Annotated in this window: 17 protein-coding genes; 11 read left to right on the top strand and 6 right to left on the bottom strand. The window is 40.3% G+C overall.

Annotated elements, in window-relative coordinates:
- Window positions 1-7: 7 nt before the first annotated feature.
- Both AWN68_RS02560 and AWN68_RS02555 read left to right on the top strand, forming a co-directional pair.
- Complete coding sequence (locus AWN68_RS02560; protein WP_068411015.1) at window positions 8-901, top strand: MBL fold metallo-hydrolase; 894 nt, start codon at window positions 8-10, stop codon at window positions 899-901.
- On the top strand, window positions 901-1,647 hold the full coding sequence (locus AWN68_RS02555; protein ID WP_068411012.1) for a hypothetical protein: 747 nt from the start codon (window positions 901-903) through the stop codon (window positions 1,645-1,647). The genes AWN68_RS02560 and AWN68_RS02555 overlap by 1 nt, the downstream gene beginning before the upstream one ends.
- A gap of 73 nt (window positions 1,648-1,720) precedes the next feature.
- On the opposite strand, the gene AWN68_RS02550 is transcribed toward AWN68_RS02555, so the two are convergent.
- The 4 genes from AWN68_RS02550 to pdhA form a co-directional block, all read right to left on the bottom strand.
- Window positions 1,721-3,040 carry an aspartate kinase gene (locus tag AWN68_RS02550; RefSeq protein ID WP_068411009.1) on the bottom strand — a complete coding sequence of 440 codons (1,320 nt, stop codon included), beginning with the start codon at window positions 3,038-3,040 and terminating at the stop codon, window positions 1,721-1,723.
- Window positions 3,041-3,077: 37 nt separating this feature from the next.
- The gene (gene ribH, locus AWN68_RS02545) at window positions 3,078-3,554 is read right to left on the bottom strand and encodes a 6,7-dimethyl-8-ribityllumazine synthase (RefSeq protein ID WP_068411006.1); all 477 of its coding nucleotides are present in this window, start codon (window positions 3,552-3,554) and stop codon (window positions 3,078-3,080) included.
- Window positions 3,555-3,682: 128 nt separating this feature from the next.
- Window positions 3,683-4,372 carry a tetratricopeptide repeat protein gene (locus AWN68_RS02540; RefSeq protein WP_068411003.1) on the bottom strand — a complete coding sequence of 230 codons (690 nt, stop codon included), beginning with the start codon at window positions 4,370-4,372 and terminating at the stop codon, window positions 3,683-3,685.
- Window positions 4,373-4,429: 57 nt separating this feature from the next.
- Window positions 4,430-5,461 carry a pyruvate dehydrogenase (acetyl-transferring) E1 component subunit alpha gene (pdhA, locus tag AWN68_RS02535; protein WP_068411000.1) on the bottom strand — a complete coding sequence of 344 codons (1,032 nt, stop codon included), beginning with the start codon at window positions 5,459-5,461 and terminating at the stop codon, window positions 4,430-4,432.
- A gap of 96 nt (window positions 5,462-5,557) precedes the next feature.
- On the opposite strand from pdhA, the gene recF reads away from it, so the two are divergent.
- From recF to AWN68_RS02490, 9 genes are all read left to right on the top strand, one after another.
- On the top strand, window positions 5,558-6,652 hold the full coding sequence (gene recF / locus AWN68_RS02530; protein ID WP_068410997.1) for a DNA replication/repair protein RecF: 1,095 nt from the start codon (window positions 5,558-5,560) through the stop codon (window positions 6,650-6,652).
- 59 nt (window positions 6,653-6,711) lie between these two features.
- On the top strand, window positions 6,712-7,215 hold the full coding sequence (locus AWN68_RS02525) for a DinB family protein (RefSeq protein WP_068410993.1): 504 nt from the start codon (window positions 6,712-6,714) through the stop codon (window positions 7,213-7,215).
- Window positions 7,216-7,350: 135 nt separating this feature from the next.
- Window positions 7,351-8,436, top strand: a complete 1,086-nt coding sequence (locus AWN68_RS02520) for a DUF4221 family protein (RefSeq protein WP_068410990.1) — start codon at window positions 7,351-7,353, stop codon at window positions 8,434-8,436.
- Between the two features lie 355 nt (window positions 8,437-8,791).
- Entirely contained in the window at window positions 8,792-10,381 is a 1,590-nt protein-coding gene (locus AWN68_RS02515; RefSeq protein WP_068410987.1) for a hypothetical protein, read from the top strand.
- Window positions 10,382-10,493: 112 nt separating this feature from the next.
- Window positions 10,494-11,525, top strand: coding sequence for a sensor histidine kinase (locus AWN68_RS02510; protein ID WP_068410984.1), 1,032 nt, complete (start codon window positions 10,494-10,496; stop codon window positions 11,523-11,525).
- Entirely contained in the window at window positions 11,522-12,577 is a 1,056-nt protein-coding gene (locus AWN68_RS02505; RefSeq protein ID WP_068410980.1) for a histidine kinase, read from the top strand. Before AWN68_RS02510 ends, AWN68_RS02505 begins: the two co-directional genes overlap by 4 nt.
- Complete coding sequence (locus tag AWN68_RS02500) at window positions 12,574-13,353, top strand: LytR/AlgR family response regulator transcription factor (protein WP_068410977.1); 780 nt, start codon at window positions 12,574-12,576, stop codon at window positions 13,351-13,353. The genes AWN68_RS02505 and AWN68_RS02500 overlap by 4 nt, the downstream gene beginning before the upstream one ends.
- Before the next feature lie 114 nt (window positions 13,354-13,467).
- Entirely contained in the window at window positions 13,468-14,598 is a 1,131-nt protein-coding gene (locus AWN68_RS02495; protein ID WP_068410974.1) for a DUF4221 family protein, read from the top strand.
- A gap of 82 nt (window positions 14,599-14,680) precedes the next feature.
- Window positions 14,681-16,831, top strand: a complete 2,151-nt coding sequence (locus AWN68_RS02490) for a DUF5916 domain-containing protein (RefSeq protein WP_068410971.1) — start codon at window positions 14,681-14,683, stop codon at window positions 16,829-16,831.
- Between the two features lie 107 nt (window positions 16,832-16,938).
- Here the strand turns inward: AWN68_RS02490 and darG are convergent, their stop codons facing one another.
- A complete protein-coding gene (darG, locus tag AWN68_RS02485) occupies window positions 16,939-17,997 on the bottom strand; it encodes a type II toxin-antitoxin system antitoxin DNA ADP-ribosyl glycohydrolase DarG (protein WP_068410968.1) in 1,059 nt (352 codons plus the stop codon).
- The gene (locus AWN68_RS02480) at window positions 17,994-18,575 is read right to left on the bottom strand and encodes a DarT ssDNA thymidine ADP-ribosyltransferase family protein (RefSeq protein ID WP_068410965.1); all 582 of its coding nucleotides are present in this window, start codon (window positions 18,573-18,575) and stop codon (window positions 17,994-17,996) included. The genes darG and AWN68_RS02480 overlap by 4 nt, the downstream gene beginning before the upstream one ends.
- Window positions 18,576-18,587 lie beyond the last annotated feature (12 nt).

Here is an 18,587-nt window from a genome sequence, read left to right as displayed (position 1 = left end):
TACCCTTATGAACAGACGCAATTTTGTAAAACAGACAAGTTTAATCACCGGAATTGGTGCCACTACAGGCTTCTCCTTTCTTAATGCACTTTTCGAACAAGACGGGTATAAAATGACTCCCTTGAGAAATAACGTTGGTTTTTTTACCGAAAAGGGAGGTACAATTGGCTGGATGGCTTCCAATAATGGAATTGTGGTGGTGGATACGCAGTACCAAGATTCGGTTGCACATTTGATTGAAGAGCTAAAGAAAAAGACGAGTCGGCAAATTGACCTTTTGATCAATACGCATCATCATGGTGACCATACTTCGGGTAATATTGCCTTTAAGGGTTTGGCAAAGCAGGTTGTCGCGCATGAAAACTCAAAAGCCAATCAAGAAAGAACTTCTAGAAACCCAGACAATACACTTTTACCCGATACCACTTTTAAATCAGGAAAGTGGAGTAAGAAGGTGGGAGACGAAACCATGTCGCTGCATTATTTTGGTGCTGGTCATACCGATGGAGATTCGGTGGTTCATTTTGAGAATGCTAACATCGTGCATATGGGCGATCTGCTTTTTAACCGAAGAACACCCTTTATAGATAAATCCGCAGGGGCAAATATGGCCAGCTGGCAGTCGGTTCTTGAAAAAACTTATAATACCTTTGACAGCGATACGATTTTCGTCTATGGACACGCTGGAGAGGGTTATGATATTCAAGGAAAGCGCGAAGATTTGAAGGCTTTTCAAAACTATCTACAGAAATCTCTTGAGTACGTCAAAAAAGGAATTGACGGAGGGAAGACGAAGGAAGCTTTGTCTGACGTGAATGAAATACCTGGTGCTCCTGAATGGAAAGGAAGCCAATCTAGAACAATTGATGCAGCCTATATGGAGCTGTTTGAAGGAAAATAATGATTTTTAAAAAGCTTATCTTATCTATTACAGTATTATTCTTTGCCCTTCCACATGAGCAAAATAGCGATGGCCTGAGGCTACTGGATAAAATGCATAAACGCTACGAAAGCAAATGGTATAAAACCCTCACTTTTGATCAGCAAACCATTAGATACGATGAAGAGGGTAAAATAGTGAGTGAAAACGTATGGTACGAAGCCATTCAAATGCCCGATAAATTGGCCATCAAGTTTGATGACATGGATAAGGGTAATGGAATGATTTTCAGAAATGACTCCATCTATCAATTGAAAGAAGGCCAAGTTTCTAGTTCTCGGATCATGTATCATCCCTTGCTTATTTTAGGCTTCTCAGTTTACGATCAGCCAGCAGTAAAAACAGCCAGGGCCCTTACCATTTTGGGCTTTGATTTAGAAAAAGCCCACCAACGAGATTATAATGGCAAAAAAGTATACGTTGTTGGAGCGTTAGAAGGCGATAATGATTCTAACCAATTTTGGATTGATAAGGAAACCCTTCTGTTTGTTAGAATGACCCAGAACTTTGGGAATGGGCGAAATCAAGATGTCCATTTTAATAAATATGAGAAAATTGGCGGTGGCTGGGTAGCTACTGAAGTAAAGTTTTACACCGATAATAAATTGAGACTTTCAGAAGTATATACAAATATCAAATCTCCTGATGAGCTCTCTCCTAAAATATTTGAGCCCGCTAGCTTCGAAGGAGTAAAGTGGGTGCCCTAATAATATGTAATGTCAGAGCAAAAAAATGCCCCCCAAATAATTTGGGGGGCATTTTTATTTCACGCCGAGTTACTTATAAATCGAACAAATGAGTGTTCAATTTTTTGAGTGCCTCAACTTTAGAGCCTTCATCGGTCAATAAAGAAATATTATGTCGGCTTCCGCCATATGAAATCATTCGAATTGGAATGGTGCTTAAGGCTTCAAAAATATTATTAACCACCCCTTTTCTTTCCGCCACAAAATTACCCACTACACAAATGATGGTTTGATTCTTATCCACCTCCACGGTACCAAATTTCTCTAGTTCCGTAAGTATTTTATTCAAATAAGTATCGTCATCAATGGTTACAGAAACCGCCACTTCTGAGGTGGTAATCATATCGATTGGTGTTTTATACTTCTCGAAAATCTCGAACACCTTTCTCAAGAAACCATAGGCCAAAAGCATTCGGCTCGACTTGATCTTGATCGCGATAATCCCATCTTTTGCCGCCAGGGCCTTAACATCGTCAGAAGTGGTTTCTGTGCTGATCACTGTTCCTTTTGCCTCTGGCTGCATGGTGTTGAGCAAACGCACCGTAATTCCCATTTTCTGCGCTGGCCAAATGGAAGCAGGGTGCAAGATCTTCGCTCCGAAATAGGCAAGCTCAGCAGCTTCGTCAAAAGAGAGCTCAGCAATCGGAAAAGTTTTGTCTACCACCCTTGGATCGTTATTGTGCATTCCGTCAATGTCCGTCCAAATTTGGATTTCAGTTGCATTAATGGCTGCACCAACCAAAGAAGCGGTGTAGTCACTTCCTCCACGCTGCAAATTGTCAATTTCGCCTTTATGATTCTTGCAGATATAGCCTTGTGTGATAAAAATTGTAGCATCTGTTTCCTTTGCCAAAATGGCCTTCAGCTTTTCAGAAATCAGGTCTAAATCTGGCTCCTCTTCCTCATTGGTACGCATAAACTCTAGCGCTGGAAGCAGCTTTGCACTTAGCCCAATTTCTTCTAAATAAAGCGTGAGAAGCTTGGTGGACATTAATTCGCCCTGCGCGAGGATATCCCTGTTCAGGGCCTCGTTGAATGATATTTTAAGCGTGATGAGCAGGAACTCAAAATGCTCATCAATCATTTCTTGTGCTTCCGCTGCCTTTTCCGAAGTAGAAAATAAAGCCTCTATGAAAGTGCTGTAATGTGCTCGAAGGGCCTCAATCTTAGATTTGGCTTCAGGCTTATCGCTCTTTGCCAATGACTCTCCAATGGACACTAATGCATTGGTAGTGCCTGAAAGGGCAGATAGTACGACAATTTTAGAGTGCTCATCTCTGGTAATCAGCTGAGCCACTTGATGCATTCGTTCCGGTTTTCCAACCGAAGTTCCTCCGAATTTTAAGACCTGCATAAATTGATCTGGGAAATTAAGTTGTAAAAATTATTGATTAGAAGCCGAGCATTTTCACCGCAGTAATTGCCGCTTCATCTCCTTTGTTGCCGTGCTTTCCTCCGGCCCTATCTAACGCTTGTTTCTGGGTATTTGGGGTAAGCACACCAAAAATCACAGGCTTATTGTATTTCAACGATACGTTGGTAATGCCATGGGCTACCGCATCACAAATGAAATCGAAGTGACGGGTTTCCCCTTGGATTACACAGCCCAAGCAGATCACAGCATCGATTTCTTCAATTTGGGCCATCCATTGTGCGCCCATAGAGAGTTCAAAGCTGCCAGGCACCATTTTCTTAATAATGTTGTCCTTGCTCACTCCGTTGGCAATTAGCGTTTCATATGCGCCTTGATAAAGCGATTCTGTTACTTCTTCATTCCACTCTGAAACCACAATAGCGAACTTCTTCTTACCCATATCGGTAATATTTTTATCGCTGTAATCGCTAAGACTTTTAAGGTTTGATGCCATAATGTTGATTGTGTATTGCTGTAAAGATTATTGATACTATAGAATTGTGCGCTTGAGCCCTGTACTAAATAAAAAAGGTAAGACCTTTCGACCTTACCTTCATTGTTAATTTTTTTTGAATTAAGAAATTAACTCCCGGCAAGGCCTTCTAGGCGAGCCTTATGCTTTCGTGCGCTAGCGTACTCAGCAGTTCCAAAGTGATTCTTAATAATATTGTCTAAAGGCTTAACAGCTGCTTTAAGGTCTCCTTGTTTTTCGTAAGCCAAAGAAGCTTTCAATAAATACGCTGGAGAAAAAGCATCGTCATCAGCAGTGCTAGCCGCTTTTTCGTATTGGCTTGCCGCATCACTGAAGTTACCCAATTCCATGTAAGCATCACCTGTTAACTTATAAGCTCTCGATTGAATCAACTCTTCTGATGAACTGAAGTTCTTTAAATGATCTAAAGCCAACTGAAATTGCTGCTCCTTTAAATAGATTACACCAGTATAATAGTTAGACAAGTTTGCCGCTTCTGTACCACCATAAATATCGATGATACTTAAGAAACCAAGGTTTCTACCATCACCATTCAAGGCCAAATCAAGGCTATCTTGTTCGAAATAATACTGCGCCTGAAACATGTCTGCTTGGGCAGTTGTATTCTTGCTACTCTTGGTATAATTGATGAAGAAAACAGCGCTGGTAATTACAATAATTACCAAACCTACTATCATCCCAACAAAACCTGCTGGTCCTAGCTCTTTCTTCATTTTTCCAACTGTTGAGTTGGTATTGCTATGCGTCTCGTGTGCTTCTTCTGAAGTCTTTTGTGCCATCTCTTGAAAATTAGGTCGCAAATATAAGGAAAATGTTGAACAACAAGGGATTAAATCCTATTCGGTGATGAACGGGTAGTCCTGTTGTACGTAAACGTCTTTGTAAGCCTCAGACGGATCAGGATAATCTGATTCTTCTGCAAACTTAACTGATTCTTCCACAGTAGCTTTGATCTTCTTGTCTATATCTTTCAACTCTGCTTCAGTAGCCCATTTGTTTTCCAAAATCTTGGCCCTTACTTGCTCAATTGGGTCTCTGTCCTTGTATTCGTTCAGTTCTTCTTTGGTTCTGTATTTCGCTGGATCGGACATTGAGTGCCCCTTATAGCGGTAAGTTCTGAACTCCAATAAAGTTGGTCCATCACCTCTTCTTGCTCTGTCGGCAGCTTCTTCAACCGCAATGTGAACGTTTTCAGGGTTCATAGCATCTACAGCTGCAGAAGGCATGTCGTAAGATTCGCCTAGAGTATGAAGGTCGGTTACGTTAGAAGTTCGTTGTACCGAAGTTCCCATGGCGTAACCATTGTTTTCGATTACGAAAATTACAGGCAATTTCCATAACATCGCCATGTTCAATGCTTCGTGGAATGCCCCTTGACGCACAGCACCATCACCCATCATACAGATACAAAGCTTTCCTGTTTTATTATATTTTTCGGCAAAGGCAATACCAGCACCCAAAGGCACCTGGCCACCTACAATACCGTGACCGCCCATAAATCCAACTTCTTTGTCGAACATGTGCATTGAGCCACCTTTTCCTTTAGAAACACCCGTTTCTTTGGCCATTAGTTCCGCCATAATTGCATTTGGGCTTGTTCCTAAAGCCAATGGCTGACCGTGGTCTCTATAGGCAGTAATCCACTTATCTCCCTTTTCCAAGGCAGAAACTGAACCACTAGAACAGGCTTCTTGTCCAATGTACAAATGGCAAAAACCTTTAATTTTTTGTTGTCCGTAAAGCTGTCCTGCTTTCTCCTCGAACCTTCTTTGTAGCAACATGTTCTCGAACCAGAACATATAAGTCTCCTTAGAGAACTTTGTCGCCTTTGTTGCTTTTGCTTTAGATGTTGCTTTAGTTGCGGCCATTCGTCAATATATTTGAAGGAAATCTCCGTTTCCTTTGCTTGTACAAGTTTAAATCGGAGTGCGAAAATAAGACAAAAACGTTCAACTTCGAAATTAATGCATCTCGAATCTCTCGGCCTTAACAATTTCAAGAATTACGAAAGTTTAAAGATCGACTTTTCGAAGGAAATCAACTGCCTTGTGGGGAAGAACGGAAGTGGTAAAACAAACCTGTTAGATGCCATTTATTACCTCTGCATCACCAAAAGCGCCTTTAACCCACAAGACGTCCAATGCGCCCTCCATGGACAAGACTATTTTTCATTACGAGGAAAAATTATTCTAGGCGACCGAACTCACACCCTAGTTTGTGGTTTGCAACTGGGAAAAAAGAAATTAATTAAGCTGGATGAGAAGCCTTATAAGAAAGCGAGCGAGCATATTGGTAAGTTTCCAGTGGTACTTATTGCCCCTAATGACACGGATGTCATCCGGAATGGCAGTGAAGACCGGAGGAGGTTTTTTGATGGCATTATTTCGCAGACCAGCCAAAATTACCTGAACGACCTTATTCAATATAACCATGTACTCAAACAGCGCAACAGCCTGCTGAAACAGTTTGCCGACCGTGATTTTTTCGATGCTGCCCTGCTTCAACAATACACCGATCAGCTGATTGAAATTGGCCAACGCATTTACGAAGTCAGAAAAGACTTTACCCAGGCTTTCCGTCCTTTGGTGCAAAAGCATTATGCGCTGCTGTCAGAAGAAAGTGAACAAGTTGATTTACAGTATGAATCAGACTTTGGGCAGGACATTGCCGCTTTGTTTAAGCAAAACCAGAAAAAGGATTTAATTCTGAAACGCACAAATGTAGGGATTCATAAAGATGAGTTTCTATTTGAAATGGAAGGCGAACTGATCAAAAAGTTCGGGTCGCAAGGGCAGCAGAAGTCTTATTTGATTGCACTCAAGCTAGCGCACTTCGATTATATCTTTACTGAAACGGAAATTAAACCCATGCTGCTACTCGATGATATTTTCGATAAGCTAGATGATTTCCGCATTACCAAGCTGATGGAAATGGTGGCCTCCGATGCCTTTGGGCAGATTTTCGTTACCGATGCCCGCCCCGAGCGAAGCCAAAAAATCTTCGAAGCGATTGGCCATGAAGTGAAGTTTTTTGAGGTGGTGGAGGGAAAATTGTCATAATCGACAACCAAATACGTAACTGCTTACGTATACCCTCTATTTACTTTATACTACCACTTATGAAAAGCAAATTAAAACAAACAGCCTTATCGGCATTGGCACTCTGTGTATTGGCCATTGGGCTCACGAGCGCTACCCTAAAGCCAGCGGATAGCGGTTATGATTACCTCAAACAAAGATTAGAAGCCACCAAAGCCTTTACTATTGAGGTTTTTAATGCCATGCCAGAGGCGGATTACAATTTCAAGCCCAATGAAGAGCAGCGCACTTTTGGGGCACAGGCCTACCACATTGCCTACAGTATCGATTATTTTCGAAGGGCTTTCGAGAACAAAGGGCAAGCCGCATGGAGTCCAGGAGATGAAAACGCCAAAAGTAAAGCAGAGCTAATCAAATGGGCTGGGGAGCAATTTGATGCCATGCACAAATTGATTCTCGCGAGTGAGTCGAGTGACGCGGCTACGGCTCAAGTAATTTCCTATTTAGACCATAATGCCCATCATCGAGGCCAAATGGTGAGCTATTTAAGAGTGAAAGGAATTAAGCCTCCAGCATATCGCTAAAAGGCTTTGTATTGTGTATAGGAATGGGCTGTGCTGAAAGGTGCAGCCTTTTTTTATTCCTCAGGTTGGAGAGTTACCTGTCTTGTTAATTCCATGGTTATTGCGTTTATTTAATCTTTGTATAGAGAAATTATAATGCGATATAATCCTATTAAAACACTTCTGGCTATATTGTTCCTTAGCTCTTGTGGAGGAACTGAAAAAAGTGAGAAGACTGATAACACAATAGCCGAAAGAAAGCCACTTGAAATTATTGATAAGGGGCTCAAGACTTTCACTCTAGATGATGAGATCAATTTTGAGCGGCTCATTGATCTAAAATTCAATACAATTGAAGGAGTAGATTACTTAACATTCTTTGACAGAGCATCATACTCCATCTATATGTATGATTATAAACAACCTAAACCTATTCGTAGAATTCAATTGGAAAAAGTTGGGCCAAATAGAATACATGAATTCTTTAACTTTCAATTTTTCTTTCACGCTATGGACTCAATCCTTATTCGAGTTCCAATGATGGGGCATTATCTAATCAATGGTAAGGCAGAAGTTATAGATAAAAAAGAAGCTAAAGGCTCAGGAGTATTTCAAAATGAAATAAGAAAGGCTTCTTTCGATGATGCTAGTTATTACGAAAATGGTAAAATCAACACCTTGTGGACTAGTGCGAATCAGGGTGAAAATCAAGAACAAACATATCTAAGAGCAATAATAGATTGGAAAAATGACTCCATTGTATCAAAGAGCATTTCTGCCAATCAGGTCTTTTCAGATTATCCAAAAATCAAGGAGATGCTGAACCGTAAGGATAAAACGTTCATCCCCATTAAAGTCCATTTTTTAAGAAGTTCCGAATTCCTATTTGCCAGTACACCAATCTCTGATAGTATTTTCCTTTTTAAGGATAACCAACGGGTAAAGTCTATTTATGCAGGTAAGCCCAACTGTAACATCGCTGATTACGAAACTTTCTTGAAATTAAGAGAGATCAAAAACATTCGTTCTGGGTCAAGTGGAAGCGTTTCAAAAGTTCAGGAACCTATTCATCCTCCATATTACGGAGACAATAGTATTTCCCCAGATGGAAAGTACATCTATCGCGTGCTTTCCCATGGAACCAAGCCCCTCACGAGATATACCCGATGTCATTGGCGCAACATTAATTGTCGTAAACACAGAAACGAACGAGATAAGCTATTTCGAACTGCCTATCGATGAAATTGACCTAAAAGTGCCAGAAAGCATTAATGTATTCACTAGCAATGAGGGTATTCATTTTCGCGTAAAAGATCAGCAAAACGAAGACAAAATCCAGTTTAGAGTTTTTGGAGTAAAGTAACCTCCCCTACAAAGCAGCATTACATCTTCTCGACAGTTCAGTGCAGGCAAATTACAGTTCATTGCATTGCAGTTTTTTCTTGCGCGGCATCTTCCCATCATTGTAAGGTCGATTAGCCATTTGGCGCATCGGCAAGAGGTCAGCCCGATAGGTCATCGGGAACTCAAAACAACAAAGACAGTTGAAAAGGCAGGTTTGGTCACCTGCTGGCAACTGCCTAAAACGAAACAAACTATGAAAAACCGAAGCACAAAAACTCGAAGTATGATTATGGGAATGGCCGTTGCCTTATGGGCAATGCTATCCTTAGCAAATGATCTTTCTGCCAAACAAATTACTGTTTCAACCTCCAGGTCTGGTTCTAACTCCACGAGCATTTCACAAAAGAACGGCACCTACCGTTACTCTAGCAAGCAAGGCAACAACGGCATTGAAATAGAGTACGAAGGTGACATCGCATTTACGGATGATGACAAAGCCATCAAATCAATTTCCAGAGATGGATATATCAAAATTAGAAAAACCTCTTTTGGCGAAAGAAGAGAGTTATTGGCCGAAGGAAACTCTGCTGGCACCATAGACTATCAGTTTTATGAAGGCCGAAGAAAGGCCGATTTTGATGCCGCTGCGCAAAAATGGTTGGCCGATGTATTGCCCGAAGCCATTCGCGCTACTGGCATCGGAGCAGAAAGCAGAACCCAAAGAATTTACGCCAAGGGTGGTCTTGATGCGGTTTTAAAAGAAACCAGTCAAATCAGGAGTGATTATGTAAGCCAAATGTACCTTAAAGCGGTACTCGACAAGCAAAATCTGAACAATAAAGAATTGGTGAAAATAGCGGCTTATGTACCTGCTAACCTAAGTTCTGACCATTACATCACCGAAGTTTTTAAAGATTACAGCAGCCTATTTTTAAAGAATAATGAAACCACCGAGGCCTTTTTAAGTGCCATTGGCCGAATGGATTCTGATCATTACGTAAGCCTCATACTTATGCGTGCTTTGCAAGAAGATTTGAGTGACGTCATGATTTCCAAGGTGCTAGATGCTGCCGAGAGAATGGATTCTGACCATTACAAAACTGAGGTGATTAAAAAAGTAATGGATAGAAAAGACCTTTCGAGCAGCGCAGTAAATAGAATCGTGAAAGCCACTTCCGACATTGATTCTGATCACTACGCTACTTTGGTTTTACGAGAGGCTTTGGACAGACCCAACTTGACGGATGAAGCTTTCGAAAGTCTGATGGAGGCCATTTCAAATATTGATTCCGATCATTATGTCACCGAAACCATGCGTGGTCTTTTGAGACAAAGCAATCCTTCCGACAGAGTAGTAGAAGCCGTGATCAAAAGAGTGGGTCGAATGGATTCAGATCATTACAGAACCTTAGTGATCAATGATTTGATGGAAAATCAGCAGATTTCTAAAAAATACTTCAATGACCTTTTGGTCACCGTTAATGATGTTGGCTCCGACAACTATGCTTCCAAAATTTTGAAAAGCGTATTGCGCGAGCAAGATCTTTCTGATGAAAACTACGACAAGGTATTGAGCCGAGTAGCCAACATTGATTCGGACTATTATAAAGTTAACATTTTGAAAGATGTGCTTGACTCCAAAAAATTGAATAAAACGCACATGATCAGCATCTTGAAAACGATCTCTAGCATTGACTCAGACTATTATAAGTCTGAGGTATTAAAAGGCGCTTGTAGTTCCGTAAGTAGTGCTGACGCAGAGGTAAAAGACTTGTTCAGATCGGTAGCTAAAACCATTAAATCAGATACTTATTACGGCAAAGTAGCCCGTTGTATCGACTAAGATTTTCTGTCCAAAAGAGAGGGAAGTGCAAATTCGGTTTCGAATATATTTCGATAGACTTTCATTTTGCCCCTCTCTTTTTCTTAAATTTCTATCCAACCAACTTTAATGTATGCCCAAGCTTATCCGGCTTGTACTTTTTACCGTCATTGGAATTCTATTCCTAGAATACCTCTATTATAGCGAATACGACCTGCTCCCCAATGTGTATAGAGAGGCTCCGCTGTATATTTTCACTATTATCACCAGCATTCTCTCGGGCTTGGCCATTAGCAGTATCAACCTAAAGCTCAACGAAAAACTACCTTGGCGCAAAAGCATATTGCAACGATTTATCGCTGGATTGGCCTTTGATTTTCTAGCCCTCGCCATTATTCTTTTGACTTTAAACTGGCTGGCTGGCGTTTCAGGAATAATTGATTTTCACTTGTTTGAAGCAGCACTCACCGAAAGCCAACTGGAAGTAAAAGTGATTATCCTAAGCTTTATTCTGCTGTTTATTGTAACACTGGTAGAGTTCAATACTTATTCTTACAGCGAGTTTTCTGTGGGCCAAATCCGGAAGTTAAAATCGGAGCGAAAACAACTTGAGTTTCAGTTTGAGGCCCTTAAAAGCCAGCTTAGTCCGCATTATTTGTTCAATAGCATGAACACCATTTCATCGCTGATTTATCGTGACCCTCAAATTGCCGAGAACTTTATTCGCAACCTGGCTGAAACATTCAACTATGTTTTGAATACGAAAAATGTAAAGCTGGTCAGTCTAAAAGAAGAAATTGAAGCCCTAAGAGATTTTAATTATTTGCTGGGCATCCGCTACGGAAATGCGCTGGATCTTAAAATTGAAATCGATGATGCTACGCTCTCTTTTCCAATACCGCCTTTGAGCCTTCAGCTTTTGGTCGAAAATGCGGTAAAGCACAATGTGATTTCTGATGACGAACCGCTGAGGATCAACATTAGAAATGACGAGCATCACCTTATTGTTTTGAACAACAAAACCGAAGCGCCCACCAAAACCAGCTCACATAAAGTGGGCCTCGACAATATAAAGAAGCGATATGCCTTTTTCACCGTGCGAGAAGTGGAGGTAAAAGACGAAGATTATTTTGAAGTAAAACTGCCGATTCTGAAAGATTCATGAAAAAGAACCTACTAGATCAGCCCCTTTTCCGCATTACCGTGCCTCCCATTTATGGGCTGATGATGTATTTTCTGATTCTATTGCTCAACAACGACCTCAGCCAAATTACAGAAACCGTCCTTACCCAAGAGCTACTGCTTTGCGTGGTACTCGCCTTTCTTACTTCTGAATCGCTGCGTTTTACCATTGTGCTCTTCGAGAAAAAAGTGGGGCATGAACTAAGGCGAACAGGCAATATTACTTTGCTCTTTTTCACCTCGTTTCTGATTTCAGCAGCCATCATCTTCGCTGCGGTATATTATTACTTTTCTGAAATTGAGGGCAATTCTTACTTTGTGCTTTATCAGTCCAACCTGATTAAACTGGTCTCTATTTACTCCATTAGCGGCCTGCTGTACACACTTTTCTACCTCAGCATTTATTTCCTTTCCGTTAAAAATGAAACTGAAATAAAGCGCGAAGACCTCAAGCGCCAAAACCTAGAGCACCAGCTTGAAATCTTCAATAATGAAATTAACCCAAAGCTGCTTTTCCAAAGTTTGGAAACGCTCATTGCCTTGGTGCATCACAATATAGACGCTGCAGAAGATTTTGTGGACAGGCTGTCATTGGTCTATCGTTACATTTTGGATAACCGAAAAAAGGAATTGGTCAAGGTGGAAGACGAGCTTCAGGCCACCAAAAACCTGTTCCTCCTTTTCAAAGAAAAGTACCCCGAACAAATCAGCTTAACTATTGCTCCTTGGACTGGAGAAAAAGGAAAATTACTGGTGCCAAATTCATTGCCGATGCTGCTCGATTGTGTGGTCAACAGCACCATCATATCGAGCTACCAACCTTTAAATATTCGCATTAGCTTTGATGAAGAAGGTTACCTGGTCATGCAGTACCAAGAAAATGATAAATTGAGTTTGGATGCGATGATTAAGAAAAGGCACAAAAACCTGCATCAGGCCTTTGCTTATTTTTCAGACAAGCCCGTAATCCAAATCAGGGCCTATGGTGACGCCTTTATAAAACTGCCATTGCTCGAATTGAAAGAAGAACTATGAAGGTATTTATTATAGAAGATGAAATTCCGGCAGCCGAAAAGATTCAACGCTATTTAATGCGCTATGATGAAAACATAGAAATCTTGGGTCAGGCCATGAGCGTAAAGCAAGCCGTAAGTTGGCTTGATGAAAACCATGATGTGGACCTGCTGTTGATGGACATTCAATTAACAGACGGACTCAGCTTTGATATTTTCAAGTCCGTTAAAATTGACATCCCCGTGATTTTCACCACGGCTTATAATGAATACGCCATCGAAGCCTTTAAGGCCAACGGCATAGACTACCTCCTCAAGCCCGTTACTTTCGATGCCCTTTCTGAAAGTTTGGACAAATTCAAAAACCTTAAAAACCGACTTTCGGAACAAGGAAAAGTAGAAACGGAATCGGTCATTGATTTACAAGCCGCCCTGCAAATGCTGAGCAAGCGCGAATACAAAACGCGTTTTATGGTGAAGATTGGGGAGCACATTCGCTCTGTCACTACAGATACTATACACCTGTTTTATGCCGAAGGGCGAAATGCTTACATCGTTACACAAGAGGGCAAACGCCTCATTATAGACTACAAGCTGGAAACGCTGGAAGAAATGCTCGACCCAAAAAAGTTCTTCCGGGTAAACCGTAGCTATATCATCGAAATCAATGCGATTAAAGATGTGCTGGTTTATTCGAACAGCCGCCTGAAAATCATCCTTCACCTAAATTTCGACCGAGAGATTATTGTTAGCCGTGAGAAGGTGAATGCCTTTAAGACTTGGTTTGATGGGGAGTAGTTAGTGCTCAGTGAATAGTTATTAGTGCTTAGTAATTCCTTTAAGCATCTTTGGTAAAGCCAACTTAGAAAGTGCCCCATTTCATTTCTAGTCAAAGTATCACTATTTTGGTTTATGAAATTTTTAGGAATAAGTAATAGGATTAAATTTTTTTCACTGGGCTTCTGTATCATTTCCTTCTCTCTCCAGGCTCAGACAGCGAAGCAGGTAGCTTACGGAGACGACTTTGTTTTTAATTTGGATTACGAAACCTCCTTTGAGGCATTCGGCCCTGTGCGGTATAAAGATTATTTTGCTTTCTACAACCCTGTAAATTTCAGCATAAAGCTATTTGACCAAGAGTCGTTAAGTGTAGCTAGTACCATTAATATTGCACAAGAGGGGCCAAAAAGCATGTATCAATCTACAGGCTTAATGGCAGATGAAAATGACATTTATGTTTTCAGCTATTATAAACAATCTGCCCATGCCGTAAATGAAAAAGGTAGGGAAAGCTTCAAGTATATATTTAAGCAAGAGGAAAACACATTTGGAGCTTATTTGGCAACAGGGATTTCTATGGCCTCTGTGAATAATGAGTATATCTATATACCTATCATAGGAGGCCACGATATTAAGACAATGCTCGCTGACTATAGATTTCCCTCAATTGTCAGAATCAATAAATCAGATTCATCAGTTTCCACATTCTTAAACTACCCTAAGAATTATAAAAACATGATTTCTGGAGGTCTTCAAGGATTTATATCTCCAACATTAAACTCTAAAACAGGGTCACTCATTGTAAGCTACCCTTTAAGTCACACGGTTTTCGAGCTTACTAAAAATGGGCTTATAAAAGAGCATCCTATGAAGTCATCGGCAATTGATGATTTTGATGGTCACTACTATAAATCACAGTCTGATATAAGAGGTCAAAAATCAAGAGAAAAATATCTAGAAAACCCTTCTTTTTCCAGGCTTCATTACGATGCATATTCCGACACTTACTGGCGCTTTGTCAATTTACCGCTAACCTATTCTCAAATGAATGAAGAGGAGATTAATGAAGCCGAAACTAGAAATTACAAAGTGGTAGTATTCGATGCTAACTTTAAGAAAATAGCCGAAAGTGATATTTTGAAAGATATCAACCTCACCCTTTCAGCACCTGTAGTTTTCTCCACAGAAAAAGGAATTCATGTATACGCTAAAAATCAAGGAAACGAAGATGAAATGAGGTTTAAGACGCTGAAAATCAAATAACATCTTAGAGCGATTCAAAATATATAAGTGGTTACCATTTTTACAGTGAATCAAAGTATTTTTGCTTAAGTAATCATTTTTTATGTTGAAAACTCTTTTTTACTCGGTCATTGCGTTTGTTGTTCTTTTTAAATTTCAGGCAAACGCTCAAATTCAATCTGTATATGCTGAATTGGCTCCCAAAATAGATGGGGTCTTAGATGATGATATTTGGCAAAATAGCGCAACGGTAACCGGCTTTAAAACCTTTGTTCCCGATTACGGTCAAGACATGCCCTTCAAAACAATTGCCTATGTGGCACATGACGATGAAAATCTCTACTTCGCCTTCAAGAGTTTTGATGACCCTACCAAAATAAAGACCTCCATTGCCGCCAGAGATAAAATTAGAGATGATGACTGGATATGTATCAACCTTGACTCTTTCAATGGTCAACAATCCATGTATGGATTTTACATTAACCCCAACGGCATCCAAATGGACACTCGTTTTGCTGCAGGAAAAGAGGACATCGGGATTGATATGATTTGGTACAGCGAGGCCAAAATTAATGATGACAACTATACCATAGAAGTAAGAATTCCTTTTAAAAGCATTCGCTATGCCGTTAAGGACGGAAAAGTGGACATGGGCGTGATTTTCGAACGCAAGATTAGCCGTTTTTCTATGCAGGGCACTTTCCCAGCCTTGGATCCAAAACAAGGCATGAGTTTCCTTACCCAAACTTTACCTATGAGTTATACTGGAGTGAAGAAATCGGTTTTACTCGAAGTGCTACCTGCCATTACTTATGCCCAAAGCCAAAGTCATCAGAACGGAGCATATGTTAAAGAGAATAATTTTGAACCGAGCCTTACGCTAAAATATGGCATCACCTCCGAACTCGTACTCGATGCCACCATCAACCCAGATTTCAGTCAGGTGGAAGCCGATGCTTCTCAGGTAGAAGTGAATCAGCGTTTTCCCGTGAATTACCCTGAACGCAGGCCTTTCTTTTTAGAGGGAAATGAAAACTTCAATTTTGCTGGAAACAGTATGTTTGGGCCCGTTCGGTCAGTGGTTAATACACGCTCTATTGTTTCGCCAATTGCCGCTACAAAACTGACGGGTAAACTGGGGCCACGAAACATTTTCTCCACCATTTATGCTGTAGACCGCGCCAGTGAGAGTTTGGCTGATTATGCAGAAGACAAAACTGCTGATGTGGGTGTGCTCCGATATATGCGTTCTTTTTCGCAAGACAGCTACCTCGGATTTATTGGAACTGGAAGAAAACGAAACGATGGTTTCAATGCCGTTTATGGTGTAGACGGACAAGTTAGAATCAAACAATCGAACCTCTTCGGTGCCCATATTTTAAACTCGTTAACCAGAGAAACTGCCGATGGCGCCATCGAAAACAAAGGAACTGCTTCTTTTGCCTTTGAACGAAGCACCCGAAACTTCTCAGGAAGCTTAAGCTTTATGGATATCGGTGACGGTTTCCGCTCAGATGTAGGTTACATCACCCGAACCGCCATTCGTAAGTGGACCTTCAATGCCAACCCGAAAATTTATCCAAAGCAAGGAATAGTAAAGCGTATCGATCCGAGTTTATACACTTCACTAACCAAGGACAAACCCAGCGGAATGTATGAAAGCTCAGTCTATTTTTCATTGGCTGCCACTTTACCGAGAAATACCCGTTTCTCAGCTTCTGTAGACTTCTCCACGGAAATTTATGAAGCCCAACGCTTCGATGATGGAGGAGTAACGTTCTCGGCTAACTCTCAAATGACAAAAAGAATTTACTTTAGAACCAGCTATGGTTGGGACAAAGGCATTTATTATAGCACGCCTGCCCAAGGCTACGGCAAGCGAATCAGCAACAGCCTCAACCTTCAATTGTCCGACAAATTCAATGCAGAGTTTAACCACAGCTTCAACTCGCTTTACAATGAAGAAACCGATGACAAGTATTACGACATCCATATTTTAAGAGGAAAGGTCATTTACCAAATGAACCAATACCTCTTCTTCCGAACCATTGTGCAGTACAACAGTTTATCGAAAGTTGTGGCGCCTAATTTCTTGGCCTCCTTTACCTACATTCCAGGCACAGTAGTGCACCTCGGTTACGGTTCTATCCATGAGCAAACCCGTTGGGATGGCGTCAACTATAGACCAGACGACCGCTACCTCCGCACCAACAGCGGCTTCTTCTTTAAAGCCAGTTATTTGTGGAGATTGTAGGAGGGTGTGTGGTTATGAGGGGTTGGTTATTGGTTAAGGGGGAATATTGCTAGTGAGAATGTATTGCTTTAAAAAGGCCTCATCAGCTTGTTGGTGAAAACTTCTAGCTAAGAGTATTTAAGACTAATATGACTTAGGGAGTCTTTGGTGCTTTTTGATATCCCATAGAGCTCATCCTGAATAAGGCCCAGGGAAAGCGTTTTTTTTAACCCATCATGAATCTCTTCTAAAGTGAATGATTCTGCCTTTCTTTGTGACCAGCTTTTAAATTTTTCAACCAATTCAGCCTTTGTTATTAGGTCATCTATTTCAATCAAATATAGTAGACTTGATATAAGCTCTAACTCTTTATCGGATGAAATGGAATTTGTAATTCTAGTTGCTTCTTTCAAGAAAGGCTCTAAAAATTTCTCCTTTTGGATTGTAGAGTCACTAATTAAAACGCTTTTGGCATGATCATAAGCCTTAATAGTATCGAAATTATAGTAATCTTGATATTCCTTTATTTGCTTACTAAGAATTTCAAGAGAATGAGCGTAAGGACCGAAGTGATGAGCTTCAAACTGAAAGTAATGCTGCCCAGATAAATAATTGATTAGAAATGCTGATTTTTGAAGTCTAGTTTTATTGAATCTCGTAAGGCTATTTTTCAAACTCATCAGAACTAAGTGTGATGTATTTAGCTTAGGAGGTGTTTTTACTTTTAATTTTTGAATGATATTTGAAGGTTCATAGATTATTATTTCTTTGTCTAAAGCAAAACCTTCTAACTCCTGAATTAACATTTCCTTTACTTTTGCCCAGTCTAAACCTCCGTTACCACAACCTAATGGAGGAATTGCAATAGACTTAATTTTCCAGTCTTGGACAACGCTTTTCAAGTCCTTAAGCCCTTCTTCAATAAAGTAATATTTTGATTTTTGACGCCACTTATCTTTTGTCGGAAAGTTTATAATTATCTTATCACTATCCTCTCTCACCGGAAGTACTTTGCCTATCCTCATTTGTCCACTCCTACAGGCTTGCTCATAAAGCATATTGTTTTTTGGGTACTCAAGTTTAAATTGATAAGCAATCCCTTTACCCATATAGCCTTCACAGTTTACTGTGTTCACTAACGCCTGAGAAGTAGCTTTTAAAATATTACCTGTTTGAAACTGTATCATTTTACAAACATGTTTGGATTAATAAAGATAGAAAAACCTGAGTGCGTTTTTGTTGCCTTTTTCATAAAATCATTCACCAAGATTCTATCTGGTTCATTCTTGACATAAATAAAACGAATAAATTCAAATAGTATTGGTTCATGAGTCAGACATTCAGCCATGCACACCTCTTTACAATCATGATCAAGATAATCCCGTTTACCCATAAGCTCCCAATCGATTGTATCTATCCCCTTGTTATAAGGGAGTGGATCAGACTTAAAGCTTAATGGGTGTCTTGGAATAACTCCAAAATTATTTTTCAAAGCCAATTTTCTTTCAATTGTGAGATAAACAAACTGTTCTTTAGGCCACGCTTTTTGAACAGACCCCGAGAAAGGAGTAGGCGCATAGAAATGAAACGGGACACTACTGTTTAAATTGAAATCACTCCGATGAACAATTATCTCAGGATCAGCAACATCAGTAAATTTTTTTAACTGAGCTCTTGGTTTTAGCCCATTTTCAATAATTGAAGGTAAATTATCCAGTGCGGTAAGATGATAAAGAAGCTTCCCTTCCTTTGGGTTTATAGCCATTGGTAAGTTATT

The organism is Roseivirga echinicomitans, from assembly GCF_001592935.1.
GTDB lineage: Bacteria > Bacteroidota > Bacteroidia > Cytophagales > Cyclobacteriaceae > Roseivirga > Roseivirga echinicomitans.
Note: the sequence above shows the minus strand (reverse complement) of the source record. Positions and strands in the feature narration are given on the sequence as shown.